Origin of the sequence: Klebsiella sp. H-Nf2 (assembly GCF_002806645.1) — a bacterium.
GTDB classification, from domain to species: Bacteria; Pseudomonadota; Gammaproteobacteria; order Enterobacterales; family Enterobacteriaceae; genus Klebsiella; species Klebsiella variicola.
This window is the reverse complement of sequence record NZ_PIBL01000005.1, coordinates 219,615-232,500: the sequence shown is the minus strand read 5'-3', so window position 1 is coordinate 232,500 and position 12,886 is coordinate 219,615. Positions and strand designations below refer to the sequence as shown.

General features: G+C 55.8%; 14 protein-coding genes and 3 tRNA genes. 14 read left to right on the top strand and 3 right to left on the bottom strand.

Annotation, left to right across the window (positions count from 1 at the left end; genetic code table 11):
• Positions 1-168: 168 nt before the first annotated feature.
• From tcyJ to sdiA, 5 genes are all read left to right on the top strand, one after another.
• Positions 169-969, top strand: coding sequence for a cystine ABC transporter substrate-binding protein (gene tcyJ, locus CWM58_RS15095; protein WP_061154041.1), 801 nt, complete (start codon positions 169-171; stop codon positions 967-969).
• 95 nt (positions 970-1,064) lie between these two features.
• Positions 1,065-2,051, top strand: a complete 987-nt coding sequence (dcyD, locus tag CWM58_RS15090) for a D-cysteine desulfhydrase (protein WP_100681230.1) — start codon at positions 1,065-1,067, stop codon at positions 2,049-2,051.
• A gap of 15 nt (positions 2,052-2,066) precedes the next feature.
• Positions 2,067-2,735 carry a cystine ABC transporter permease gene (tcyL, locus tag CWM58_RS15085; protein WP_008804215.1) on the top strand — a complete coding sequence of 223 codons (669 nt, stop codon included), beginning with the start codon at positions 2,067-2,069 and terminating at the stop codon, positions 2,733-2,735.
• A complete protein-coding gene (gene tcyN / locus CWM58_RS15080; protein ID WP_061154043.1) occupies positions 2,732-3,484 on the top strand; it encodes an L-cystine ABC transporter ATP-binding protein TcyN in 753 nt (250 codons plus the stop codon). The genes tcyL and tcyN overlap by 4 nt, the downstream gene beginning before the upstream one ends.
• A gap of 318 nt (positions 3,485-3,802) precedes the next feature.
• Positions 3,803-4,525 (top strand): transcriptional regulator SdiA, encoded by a 723-nt coding sequence (sdiA, locus tag CWM58_RS15075; RefSeq protein WP_074385434.1) that lies wholly within the window; start codon positions 3,803-3,805, stop codon positions 4,523-4,525.
• A 67-nt stretch (positions 4,526-4,592) separates the two neighbouring features.
• Here the strand turns inward: sdiA and CWM58_RS15070 are convergent, their stop codons facing one another.
• Entirely contained in the window at positions 4,593-4,817 is a 225-nt protein-coding gene (locus CWM58_RS15070; RefSeq protein ID WP_061154045.1) for a DUF2594 family protein, read from the bottom strand.
• Positions 4,818-5,278: 461 nt separating this feature from the next.
• On the opposite strand from CWM58_RS15070, the gene uvrY reads away from it, so the two are divergent.
• From uvrY to CWM58_RS15030, 8 genes are all read left to right on the top strand, one after another.
• Positions 5,279-5,935 carry a UvrY/SirA/GacA family response regulator transcription factor gene (gene uvrY / locus CWM58_RS15065; RefSeq protein WP_002911539.1) on the top strand — a complete coding sequence of 219 codons (657 nt, stop codon included), beginning with the start codon at positions 5,279-5,281 and terminating at the stop codon, positions 5,933-5,935.
• Positions 5,932-7,764: an excinuclease ABC subunit UvrC gene (gene uvrC, locus CWM58_RS15060; protein ID WP_074385435.1), complete on the top strand. Its 1,833-nt coding sequence runs from the start codon at positions 5,932-5,934 to the stop codon at positions 7,762-7,764. The genes uvrY and uvrC overlap by 4 nt, the downstream gene beginning before the upstream one ends.
• A 57-nt stretch (positions 7,765-7,821) precedes the next feature.
• Entirely contained in the window at positions 7,822-8,370 is a 549-nt protein-coding gene (pgsA, locus tag CWM58_RS15055) for a CDP-diacylglycerol--glycerol-3-phosphate 3-phosphatidyltransferase (RefSeq protein WP_008804219.1), read from the top strand.
• Between the two features lie 150 nt (positions 8,371-8,520).
• Positions 8,521-8,596 (top strand) — tRNA-Gly (locus CWM58_RS15050).
• A gap of 40 nt (positions 8,597-8,636) precedes the next feature.
• Positions 8,637-8,710: transfer RNA gene (locus CWM58_RS15045), tRNA-Cys, on the top strand.
• Positions 8,711-8,723: 13 nt separating this feature from the next.
• A tRNA-Leu gene (locus CWM58_RS15040) sits at positions 8,724-8,810 on the top strand.
• 222 nt (positions 8,811-9,032) lie between these two features.
• Complete coding sequence (locus CWM58_RS15035; RefSeq protein WP_100681229.1) at positions 9,033-9,914, top strand: dihydrodipicolinate synthase family protein; 882 nt, start codon at positions 9,033-9,035, stop codon at positions 9,912-9,914.
• A gap of 90 nt (positions 9,915-10,004) precedes the next feature.
• Positions 10,005-10,673 carry a YecA family protein gene (locus tag CWM58_RS15030; RefSeq protein ID WP_061154073.1) on the top strand — a complete coding sequence of 223 codons (669 nt, stop codon included), beginning with the start codon at positions 10,005-10,007 and terminating at the stop codon, positions 10,671-10,673.
• A 26-nt stretch (positions 10,674-10,699) separates the two neighbouring features.
• On the opposite strand, the gene tyrP is transcribed toward CWM58_RS15030, so the two are convergent.
• Positions 10,700-11,911, bottom strand: coding sequence for a tyrosine transporter TyrP (gene tyrP, locus CWM58_RS15025; protein ID WP_100681228.1), 1,212 nt, complete (start codon positions 11,909-11,911; stop codon positions 10,700-10,702).
• 190 nt (positions 11,912-12,101) lie between these two features.
• Here tyrP and CWM58_RS15020 point away from each other — a divergent pair, with 190 nt between their 5' ends.
• Positions 12,102-12,341, top strand: coding sequence for a YecH family metal-binding protein (locus tag CWM58_RS15020; protein WP_061154075.1), 240 nt, complete (start codon positions 12,102-12,104; stop codon positions 12,339-12,341).
• A 35-nt stretch (positions 12,342-12,376) separates the two neighbouring features.
• Here the strand turns inward: CWM58_RS15020 and ftnA are convergent, their stop codons facing one another.
• The gene (gene ftnA, locus CWM58_RS15015) at positions 12,377-12,874 is read right to left on the bottom strand and encodes a non-heme ferritin (RefSeq protein ID WP_008804225.1); all 498 of its coding nucleotides are present in this window, start codon (positions 12,872-12,874) and stop codon (positions 12,377-12,379) included.
• Positions 12,875-12,886: the final 12 nt, after the last annotated feature.

Here is a 12,886-nt window from a genome sequence, read left to right as displayed (position 1 = left end):
TTGCAGTATGGGAGATATCCCGCAAAACGGGTGAGGAAAGCCCTGATTTTCGCTATACCCTAACAGGGATCATATATAATAAATTGGCATAAGATGTAGCGTAACGATGTTGGTGTGAGGCTGTTAAGCGCCTTACACTACAGGAAAATCCTAACCTTCGGGGTATCTATGAAATTAGCACTTCTGGGTCGTCAGGCGCTGATGGGCGCGATGGCCGTTGTTTTGATGGCTGGCGTTAGCGTGAAAACTTTTGCAGCGGAGAACCTGCTCAATCAGGTTAAAGAGCGCGGTACCCTGCGTGTGGGCCTCGAAGGCACCTATCCTCCTTTTAGCTTCCAGGGTGATGACGGCAAGCTGACCGGATTTGAAGTGGAGTTTGCCAACGAGCTGGCGAAACATCTTGGTGTGAAAGCCGATCTCAAACCGACCAAATGGGACGGTATGCTGGCTTCGCTGGACTCCAAACGTATCGACGTAGTGATTAACCAGGTCACTATCTCCGATGAGCGTAAGAAGAAATACGATTTCTCAACCCCGTACACCATCTCTGGCGTGCAGGCGCTGGTGAAGAAAGGTAACGAAGGCGCGATTAAAACCGCGGCGGATCTGAAAGGCAAGAAAGTCGGCGTCGGACTGGGCACTAACTATGAAGAGTGGCTGCGTCAGAACGTCCAGGGCGTTGATGTCCGCACCTATGATGATGACCCGACGAAATACCAGGATCTGCGCGTAGGCCGTATTGACGCCATTCTGGTTGACCGTCTGGCCGCGCTGGATCTGGTGAAGAAAACCAACAATACGCTGGCGGTAACCGGTGATGCGTTCTCCCGTCAGGAGGCTGGCGTGGCGCTGCGCAAAGGCAACGACGATCTGCTGAAAGCGGTAGACGCCGCGATTGCGGATATGCAGAAAGATGGCTCCCTGAAGGCGTTGTCAGAGAAATGGTTTGGCGCTGACGTGACGAAATAACGGTCAGTGGTGAAAAAAGGCGCTCCTGGAAGCGCCTTTTTTTATTTAGCGCGTAACTGTGTGCATAATGAAGCATAACTGAGTCAGGAGGGGCCATGTCACTGCAAAATTTAACCCGCTTTCCGCGTCTGGAATTAATTGGCGCACCGACGCCGCTGGAGTATCTGCCGCGTTTGTCCGATCACCTTGGGCGCGAGATTTTTATCAAACGCGATGATACAACGCCGCTGGCAATGGGGGGCAACAAACTGCGCAAGCTGGAGTTTCTCGCCGCCGATGCGCTGCGTGAAGGGGCGGATACCTTAATTACCGCCGGCGCGATCCAGTCCAACCATGTGCGTCAGACGGCGGCGGTCGCCGCGAAACTGGGGCTGCACTGCGTGGCGCTACTGGAAAACCCCATCGGCACTCGGGCGGAGAACTATCTGAGCAATGGCAACCGCCTGCTGCTGGATCTGTTTAACACCCAGGTTGAGATGTGCGATGCCCTTTCCAATCCTGCCGCTCAGCTCGACGAGCTGGCGACCCGCATCGAGGCGCAGGGATATCGCCCCTACGTCATCCCGGTCGGCGGATCCAATGCGCTCGGGGCGTTAGGCTATGTGGAAAGCGCGCTGGAAATTGCCCAGCAGTGCGAAGGCGCGGTGGAGATCTCATCGGTGGTGGTGGCTTCCGGCAGCGCCGGTACGCATGCCGGGCTGGCTGTGGGGCTCGAACAGTTGATGCCGCAGGCGGAACTGATTGGGGTGACGGTATCGCGCTCTGTTGCTGACCAGCTGCCAAAAGTGGTGGCGCTGCAGCAGGCCGTGGCCAGCAGCCTCGAGCTGCAGGCGAAAGCCGACATCACCCTGTGGGATGATTACTTTGCCCCAGGCTACGGTACGCCGAACGAGGAAGGCATGGCCGCCGTGAAGCTACTGGCGGAGCTGGAAGGTATTTTGCTCGATCCGGTCTATACCGGCAAAGCGATGGCCGGGCTTATCGACGGCATTACGCAGAAGCGTTTTAAGGATGAAGGACCGATTTTGTTCGTCCATACCGGCGGGGCGCCGGCGCTGTTTGCCTATCATCCTCACCTCTAATACAGAAACGACAGCATGCAAGAAAGTATCCAACTGGTCATCGATTCCGCTCCTTTTCTGCTCAAAGGGGCCGTCTTTACGCTGCAGCTGAGCATTGGCGGGATGTTTTTCGGCCTGGTGCTGGGCTTTATCCTGGCGCTGATGCGCATGTCGCCCCTCTGGCCGGTAAAATGGCTGGCGCGCATGTATATCTCCATTTTTCGCGGCACGCCGCTTATCGCCCAGCTGTTTATGATCTACTACGGCTTGCCGCAGTTTGGCATCGAGCTTGACCCGATTCCGGCGGCGATGATCGGCCTGTCGCTCAATACGGCGGCCTACGCGGCGGAAACCCTGCGCGCGGCCATCGCTTCGATCGACAAAGGGCAATGGGAAGCGGCGGCCAGTATCGGCATGACGCCGTGGCAGACAATGCGCCGGGCCATCTTACCCCAGGCGGCGCGGGTCGCTTTGCCGCCGCTGTCCAACAGTTTTATCAGCCTGGTAAAAGATACCTCGCTGGCGGCGACGATCCAGGTGCCGGAGCTGTTCCGTCAGGCGCAGCTTATCACTTCCCGAACCCTGGAGGTCTTCACCATGTATCTGGCGGCCTCTCTGATTTACTGGGTGATGGCGACCGTCCTCTCCTCGCTGCAGAACTATTTTGAAAACCAGCTGAACCGCCAGGAGCGTGATCCGAAATGAGTGCGATAGAAGTGAAAAGCCTGGTGAAGAAATTCCATGGCCAGACGGTGCTCCACGGTATCGACCTGGAGGTACAGAAAGGGGAAGTGGTGGCGATCATCGGCCCCAGCGGCTCGGGTAAAACCACGCTGTTGCGCAGCATCAACCTGCTGGAGCAACCGGAGAGCGGCACCATCCGCGTTGGCGATGTGACCATCGACGCCGGCCGCAGCATGGGGTCACAGAAAGGACTCATCCGCCGACTACGCCAGCATGTTGGCTTTGTCTTCCAGAACTTTAATCTGTTTCCCCACCGTACGGTGCTGGAGAATATTATTGAGGGGCCGGTCATCGTAAAAGGTGAAGATAAGCAGGAGTCGATTGTGCGGGCGCGCGATCTGCTGGCGAAAGTGGGTCTCAGCGGTAAAGAGAATAGCTATCCGCGTCGCCTCTCCGGCGGTCAACAACAGCGGGTGGCTATTGCTCGCGCGCTGGCCATGCGTCCGGACGTGATCCTGTTTGATGAACCGACCTCAGCCCTCGATCCTGAGCTGGTGGGGGAGGTGCTCAACACTATCCGGCAACTGGCGCAGGAGAAACGCACCATGGTCATTGTGACCCATGAGATGAGTTTCGCTCGTGACGTTGCCGACCGGGCCATCTTTATGGATCAAGGGCGCATTGTCGAGCAGGGAGAGGCGAAAGCGTTGTTCGCCTCCCCGCAGCAGCCGCGCACTCGCCAGTTCCTCGAAAAATTTCTGATGCAGTAAACTATGCGCTGGCGCGGCGGCTTTCCTGGGGAGGGCCGCCGCGTACAGCCTGTCTTCCCTGCGGCGCGCCACGCTCGTCGTCACCTCTTTGTGCGATTTCTCCCTGTGGCCGTATACACCGCTTCCCATCCCCCCTTTGTAGGGTGTAGAAAATGACAAGAAAGTGGGCACGAGGTTCTGCGCTGAGAACGGGAAAAAGGCAAGCCTTCAGACTAATAAATGCGACGGCGACAATATTTTATACATATAAATAAGATTTATGTGTTAGTTTTCTGTATTTATAATAATGATTATCAATCAGGAGTTATTTGCACAGCTATGAGGGACAATGATTTTTTCAGCTGGCGGCGGGATATGCTGCATCAATTTCAGTCCGTGGCCGCTGGTGAGGAGGTTTATAATCTCCTGCAACGAGAAACCGAAGCGCTGGAATATGATTACTACACGCTTTGTGTACGCCACCCGGTGCCTTTCACTCGCCCCCGCGTCACCTTCCAGTCGACCTATCCCCGCGCATGGATGTCGCACTACCAGGCCGAGAACTATTTCGCGATAGATCCGGTATTACGCCCGGAGAATTTTATGCGCGGTCATCTGCCATGGGAGGATGGGCTGTTTCGCGATGCGGCGGCATTATGGGACGGCGCCCGCGATCATGGTCTGAAAAAAGGGGTGACCCAGTGCCTGACCTTGCCCAACCATGCGCAGGGTTTTCTCTCCGTCTCCGCGAATAACCGTTTGCCGGACGCTTATCCTGAAGATGAACTGGAGATGCGCCTGCGCATGCTGACAGAGCTAAGCTTGTTGACGCTCCTGCGTCTGGAAGATGAGATGGTGATGCCGCCGGAAATGAAGTTCAGCCGCCGTGAACTGGAAATTCTGAAATGGACCGCGGAAGGGAAGACCTCGGCGGAGGTGGCGATGATTCTTTCTATTTCGGAAAATACGGTGAATTTCCACCAGAAGAATATGCAACGGAAATTCAATGCGCCGAACAAAACGCAGATAGCCTGTTATGCGGTGGCGACAGGGTTAATCTGAGAGCGCCTGTCGTTCTGCGTGCCAGACGTGACACCGGCTGTCAGGGATACTTTCAGCCGGCACAGGATTACTGACGGTAAGCTTGTTTAATTTGCTTAACGGTGCTGGAGAATACGGCGGCCTGAGCCTCATCTTCCATCTGCGCGATCTGCTTTTCCATTTTAATAATCACGCGACCCGCATCCGCCTGGCCCATCGCCTGCAGCATCAGCGTTATCAGCGCTTTCATGCAGGAGACTTCCTGCGCCAGTTCTTGATTATTTTCTGCAGTGGAAAAATCTGGTGTGCTCATCGATATCCTCGTTTACTCGCTGCGCTAATGCGCCTTACCCAATGTGAAGGCCGCGCAGTATACCACAAGCGACGGAAAAAAAAGGAGTGCTTAATTTCTGTTCTCTCATCTGAGCTGTGAATGATTCCGTGCTTCGGATAATACGTAATAGCCGCCAGACTGCCATTAATTTATTCCATTTATTTAGCACGTTAATATTTGTTACATATTTTGCCTCCTATTTATGCGCTACGTAATCTGTTGTGTTTTTTGTGCTTTCTGTATGAGGATTGTTAAAAAATAAGACCATGGCAACTGACTGTTCTCAATGACTTTCCACTGTGTGTGCACAGACATTGCCATAAATGAGAGTCAAATCGAGGCGAGGGCATTTTTTTGCCTTTTAAATTAGCAATAAAACCCGGTAATATGTGGGAGATAAAGTATCAGTAGCGTTATCCCTCATTCTGGAGATTATTCCTTTGATCAACGTTCTTCTTGTTGATGACCACGAACTGGTGCGCGCAGGGATACGACGCATTCTGGAAGATATAAAAGGGATTAAAGTCGCTGGCGAAGCCTGTTGCGGCGAGGACGCCGTGAAGTGGTGCCGGGCTAATTCCGCAGATGTCGTCCTGATGGACATGAACATGCCCGGGATCGGTGGTCTTGAAGCCACGCGCAAAATCGCGCGCTCCGTGGCGGGCACGAAAGTGATCATGCTCACCGTGCATACCGAGAATCCTCTACCTGCCAAGGTCATGCAGGCGGGGGCGGCGGGCTATCTCAGTAAGGGGGCAGCGCCGCAGGAAGTGGTGAATGCGATCCGTTGCGTGGCGTCCGGACAACGTTACATTGCTTCCGATATTGCTCAGCAAATGGCGCTAAGTCAGATTGAACCGGAAAAAACGGAATCGCCGTTTGCCAGTTTGTCTGAACGCGAATTGCAGATTATGCTGATGATCACCAAAGGTCAGAAGGTGAATGAGATCTCAGAGCAGCTCAATCTGAGTCCCAAAACGGTTAACAGCTATCGCTACCGAATGTTCAGCAAATTAAACATTCATGGCGATGTGGAGCTGACCCACCTGGCAATTCGCCATGGCCTGTGTAATGCGGAGTCGTTAGCAAGCCAGTGAGTGATGTTTTTGACGCAAAAGCTTTCCTGAAAACGGTGACCAGCCAGCCCGGTGTGTATCGGATGTATGATGCTGGCGGGACCGTCATCTATGTTGGCAAAGCCAAAGATCTGAAAAAGCGGCTCAGCAGCTATTTCCGCAGCAATCTCGCGTCGCGTAAAACCGAAGCGCTGGTGGCGCTGATTGCGCAGATTGACGTGACCGTCACCCACACCGAGACGGAAGCGCTACTGCTGGAGCACAACTATATCAAGCTGTACCAGCCACGTTACAACGTGCTGTTGCGCGATGATAAGTCTTATCCTTTTATTTTCCTCAGCGGTGATACTCATCCACGTCTGGCGATGCATCGCGGCGCCAAACATGCGAAAGGCGAGTACTTTGGTCCTTTCCCCAACGGCTATGCCGTGCGGGAGACCCTGGCGCTGCTGCAGAAAATTTTCCCTGTTCGCCAGTGTGAAAATAGCGTCTATCGCAACCGCTCGCGTCCCTGCCTGCAGTATCAGATTGGCCGCTGTCTGGGGCCGTGCGTGGCGGGGCTGGTCAGCGAAGAAGAGTATGCTCAGCAGGTTGAATATGTACGGCTGTTCCTTGCCGGCAAGGACGATCAGGTCCTGACCCAGCTCATCGCCAGAATGGAGAAAGCGAGCCAAAGTCTGGAGTTTGAAGAGGCCGCGCGCATTCGCGACCAGATTCAGGCCGTGCGCCGGGTGACGGAGAAACAGTTTGTTTCTAACACCGGCGACGATCTCGACGTTATCGGCGTCGCCTTTGAGTCCGGAATGGCCTGCGTCCATGTGCTGTTTATCCGCCAGGGCAAAGTGCTGGGCAGCCGGAGCTACTTCCCGAAAGTCCCGGGCGGCACTGAGCTGGGAGAGGTCGTGGAGACGTTTGTCGGTCAGTTCTACCTGCAGGGTAGCCAGATGCGCACCCTGCCGGGCGAGATTTTGCTCGACTTCAACCTCGGCGATAAGACGCTGCTGGCCGATTCGCTGTCGGAGCTGGCGGGGCGCCGAATCAATGTGCAGACTAAACCGCGCGGCGACCGGGCGCGTTACCTTAAGCTGGCGCGCACCAATGCCGCGACGGCGTTAACCACCAAGTTGTCTCAGCAGTCGACCATTCATCAGCGTCTGCAGGCGCTGGCCACCGTGCTGGAGCTGCCGGCCGTGAAGCGGATGGAGTGCTTTGATATCAGCCACACTATGGGCGAGCAGACCGTGGCGTCCTGCGTGGTGTTTGACAGCAATGGCCCACTGCGTGCGGAGTACCGACGCTACAATATCACCGGCATCACCCCTGGGGATGACTATGCGGCGATGAATCAGGTCCTGCGTCGACGCTATGGTAAAGTGATTGATGACAACAAAATTCCGGATGTGATCCTGATCGACGGCGGAAAGGGGCAGCTGGCACAGGCGAAAGCGGTGTTTGCCGAACTGGACGTTCCCTGGGATAAACATCATCCGCTGCTGCTGGGCGTGGCGAAAGGCAGCGATCGTAAAGCCGGCCTGGAAACGTTATTCTTTGAACCGGAAGGTGAGGGGTTTAGCCTGCCGCCGGATTCGCCCGCCCTGCACGTAATCCAGCACATCCGCGATGAATCGCACGATCATGCGATTTCCGGACATCGTAAAAAACGGGCGAAAGTGAAGAGCACCAGCTCGCTTGAGACTATCGAGGGAGTGGGGCCGAAGCGTCGCCAGATGCTGCTGAAGTATATGGGAGGGCTGCAGGGGCTGCAGCAGGCCAGCGTCGAGGAAATTGCCAAAGTACCGGGCATCTCTCACGGTCTGGCAGAAAAGATCTTCTACTCGTTGAAACATTAGGGGCTCTGTAGCAACATAGGGCTAATTTTTACTTACAACAGATAGTTACCCGTCACTATGCAATTTAATATCCCTACGTTGCTTACTCTGTTTCGCGTCATCCTGATCCCGTTCTTTGTGCTGGCGTTTTATCTCCCCTTTAGCTGGGCGCCGTTTGCCTGCGCGCTGATTTTCTTTGTCGCCGCCGTGACCGACTGGTTTGATGGTTTTCTGGCCCGTCGCTGGAATCAGAGCACCCGGTTTGGCGCCTTCCTGGATCCGGTGGCGGATAAAGTCATGGTGGCTATCGCCATGGTGCTGGTTGCCGAGCACTATCACACCTGGTGGGTCACGCTGCCGGCGGCGACCATGATTGCCCGTGAAATTATTATTTCGGCACTGCGCGAATGGATGGCTGAGCTGGGGAAACGCAGCAGCGTGGCGGTCTCGTGGATTGGCAAAGTCAAAACGACCGCACAGATGGCCGCCCTGGTATGGATGCTGTGGCGTCCTTATCCGTGGGTTGAGTGGGCCGGGATCGCGCTTTTCCTCGTGGCGGCGGTGCTGACGCTGTGGTCGATGCTGCAGTATCTGAACGCAGCGCGCGGCGATTTGCTTGATCAGTGATCGTTTCGCCGTTATTTTCAGCAAACGATGCAAAGTTGCGAAAAATACCGTTGACTCACCGCGAGAGATAAGTAGAATGCAACGCATCGAACGGCAGCACAGTCTTCCAGACGATAACAAAATCAAGTAATTAGCAAATAACTTGATAATGCGGGAATAGCTCAGTTGGTAGAGCACGACCTTGCCAAGGTCGGGGTCGCGAGTTCGAGTCTCGTTTCCCGCTCCAGATTATCAGCATCGGCAGTTGCGGGTGCTTCAGTATTAAAGGCGCGTTAGCAAAGCGGTTATGTAGCGGATTGCAAATCCGTCTAGTCCGGTTCGACTCCGGAACGCGCCTCCACTTTATATCCCGAGCCCGGATGGTGGAATCGGTAGACACAAGGGATTTAAAATCCCTCGGCGTTCGCGCTGTGTGGGTTCAAGTCCCACTCCGGGTACCATTGGGATAAAAGCAGAATAATCAAAGCAATAAGCAGTGTCGTGAAACCACCTACGGGTGGTTTTTTTGTTTCTATCCCTCCCTTTTCCTGACATCCTCGTAAGATAACCTTCTTCTACCCTTCAGATTAGGCCGTTCATTCAATCTTTCATTTGTCCCAGGACAAAACGATCTCTCCTTGCTACTATCAACCGGATTCGTATCCCAGCCTGCCGGAGGCATCATGTTCACAGGGCTTTGCGCATTTCCGCTGACGCCGCTGCATCAGCAGCATATTGATGAAAAGGCGTTTATCCGTATTCTCTCTCGTCTTACCGATACCGGCGTCGACTCTCTGGGCATCCTGGGCTCGACCGGCAGCTACGCGTATCTGAGTCGTGAGCAGCGCAAGCGGGTGGTGCAGGTGGCGAAAGCGCATGTTGGGTCGATCCCGATGATGGTCGGTGTCGGCGCCATCGCCACCAGCGAGGTGCTGCGCCTGGTGGAGGATGCCCAGCAGGCCGGGGCGGATGCGTTATTACTGCCGATGATGTCCTATCAGCCGCTTTCTGCGGAGGAGATCTTTGCCTTTTACGAAGAGGTCTGTCGGCACGTCTCGGTTCCGGTTTGCCTGTATGACAATCCCCGCACCACTCACGTCACGCTGGCGGATGAGCTGCAGGGGCGCATCGCCGCCTTGCCGGCCATCGCCTCGATTAAAATTCCCGGTTTGCCTGAGCCACAGGCGCGTGAACGGCTGGCAACGTTGCGCCGTCATCTTCCTGCCCGCGTTACGCTTGGCGCCAGCGGCGACGCCCTGGCGACGGCGGGATTGCAGGCCGGTTGCGAAGTCTGGTACTCGGTTTGCGGCGGGCTCTTTCCCCAACTTTCGGGGGCGCTGGTAAGGGCGATTCGTACTGGCGACGCGGCGCAGGTTGCGGCGCTGAATGCGCAGCTGACCCCTCTCTGGCGATGCTTTGACCGCTATGGCGGCAGCCTGCGGGTGATAGCCAGCGCGGCGGCCATTCTCGGGCTGTGCGATCCTGACTGTCTTCCCCGGCCCTTGCTGCCGTTAGGGGAGGAGGCCATTCGCGACGTGGCGGCGGCGCTGCACGGCCTGGCCTGATGTGCATGGGCAGGCGGATTGCCGCGCCGGGTGGCTTTCTGTCGGCAATTCGGCTACTGTAGGCCCGATTTTTACCATGCGAGCCTGTGAATGAATACCGGACCTTTAAACGAAAACGAACTGGAATGGCTGGACGAAACGCTGGCGAAATACGCCACCGAAGGCGCTATTCTGGATGTGTCTGAACTGGATGGCCTGCTGACGGCTATCCTCTCTGCACCGACTGATATCGAACCAGCCCAGTGGCTGGTGGCCATCTGGGGCGGGGCGGACAATGTGCCGCGCTGGGCCAATGACCGCGAGCGCGATCGCTTTGTCGATCTGACGCTGCAGCATATGAGCGACATCGCCGAACGGCTGGAGTCCTATCCCGAACAGTTCGAACCGCTGTTTGGCACCCGCGAAGCGGAAGGTCAGGAACTGACGATCGTCGAAGAGTGGTGCTTTGGCTACCTGCGCGGCGTAGCGCTGAGCGACTGGTCGACGCTGCCCGCTGAGCTTCAGCCAGCCCTGGACGCGATTGCACTCCACGGCAGCGAGGCGCAGTTTACCGCGCTGGATAATCTGACGGCGGATGAGTTTATCGACAGCATCGAGCGTATCACGCCGGCGGCGCTGGCGCTTTACCAGTACTGGATGGCGAATCCGCAGCCGGTGGTGGTTCCGCAGCCGGTCAGAAATGAGGCGAAGGTCGGACGCAACGATCCCTGCCCGTGCGGGAGCGGAAAAAAGTATAAGCAGTGCTGCTTAGCAAAATAAAACCAGGGGCCGGCCGGCCCCTTTTTTTATCCCACCGCAGGCAGCAGTCCGGCGACGATACTGAACTGAATCGCCACGATACCGATCCCGCACAGCAGAACCAGCCACAGCGCCGGCGCGCCGCCGACCACTCTCCAGGCAGCCTGCGGATGTTGTCGGCGGCTCTTCATTGCCAGCAGAGCCGGCAACATCAGGGCCAGCACGGCGAGTGCCACCCCGGCGTAGCCCAGGGCCATAACAAAACCGCGGGGATAGAACAGGGCGAACGCCACCGGCGGCAGGAAGGTGATTGCTCCACTCTGCAGACGCCCACTCACGCTGTTTTTGCGTTGAAACACATCGGCCAGATAATCAAACAAGCCGAGCGAGACGCCGAGGAATGAGGTCGCCAGCGCGAGGTCGGCAAACAGGTGTACGGCCAGCTCCACGTGTGGAGACGCCACCACTTCGCGGATCGCCTCCAGCAGACCGTTCAGACCGGCGTTTTTGGCCAGCAGGGCGGTGAACGCGGGAGGGTTGATACTCCCCAGCGTCGCCAGCTGCCAGAAAATATAAGCCACCAGCGGAATAAAGCTGCCGATAATAAATACCCGGCGCAGTTTGCGGATATCGCCGCCAAGATAGCTGACGATGCTCGGCACGCTGCCGTGAAAGCCAAAGGAGGTAAAGATCACCGGAATAGCCGACAGCGCCAGGCCTTGCTCAACCGGCAGCGTCAACAAATTGACTTGATGAATATGCGGCATCAGTAGCGCCAGCATAATCACCAGAAAGATGATTTTGGCGCTAAACAGGAAGCGATTGAATAAGTCGACCAGCGAGGTACCGATGCACACCACCGCCCCGCCCAGTGCTGTAAATAACAGTACCCCGGCCGCCGGCGGCAGCTGCCAGTCCAGCCACTGGTTGAGGCTGGAAGCGAGCAATTCACCGGCGCCACTGATATAGGCCGCCGTGAGGGCATACAGCAGAAACAGCATGCAGAACCCGGTAATCCACTGCCCGTAGCGGCCCAGATAGCGTGCGGCCAGGGAGCCGAGCCCCATGTCGGCAGGCACGTGCTGGTAGACTTCCAGCAACAACAGGGCGGTATAGCACATCAGTGCCCACAAGGTGAAAAGTAAACCCAGCGTGACGGTAAACCCAACGCCGGCGGCGGCCAATGGCATCGCCAACATTCCTGCACCGATAGTGGTGCCAGCTACGATTAAAATACTGCCCAGAGTGCGGTTTTTCACGCTTTTCGCTATCCCTACAGCAAATAACAATAAATTATGCCGCGCAGAGTAGGGGATATTACGGCATTCGTCAAATGAGGGTTACAATGGGTGTAATGTAAACTTTACGAACTTAAAGGGGGGAAAGCCTGCGCTGGCGCAAGGCGCCGATGGCATGGCTGGCCTAAGCTGGTGGTTTTCAGGAGGGGTTATGTCTTCTATTCATGGTCATGAAGTACTGCAGATGATGCTCGCCTCGGGTGAGTCCTGGACGGTCGCCTCGCTGGAGGCCGCCATTCGCCACCGCTTTGGCGAAGAGGCGCGGTTTCACACCTGTTCAGCAGCGAATCTAAGCGCCGCAGAGCTGGTAGCGTTTTTAGAGAAAAAAGGCAAATTTATTGCCAGAGAAGAAGGCTTTACTACCGCAGAAAATAAGATTTGCCGGCATTAAAAGGGCCGCGACACGGGTTGTCGCGGCGCGGGAGATTAATTCTGTGTGTCGAGGGTAGCCAGTTCTTTATCGATAAAGTACAGACCTTCGCCACTTTTTCCAACGAGAGTCAGTTTATCAATCACCGATTTAAATAATTTCTCTTCTTCGTGCTGTTCAGCAACATACCACTGCAGGAAATTAAAGGTCGGGTAATCCTGACTGGTCATGGCGGCGTGCGCCAGTTCATTAATTTTTTGCGTGATCAGCTGCTCGTGCTCATAGGTCTGGCGGAACAGCTCGTCCAGTGAGGCATATTCGGCAAACGGGGAGGCGATAGCGTTGATGCGCGGCAGGCTACCGGTGTCGGTCAGGTAGTCGAACAGGCGCTGCATATGGGTCATCTCTTCCTGGGCATGGCGACGCAGGAAGGCCGCTGCGCCTTCAAAACTGTGGTAACTGCACCAGGCGCTCATCTGCTGATAAAGAAGAGAAGAATAAAGTTCAAGATTCATCTGTTCATTCAGTTTGTCGATCATTTCCGTTTTCAGCATTGTCGCGCTCCT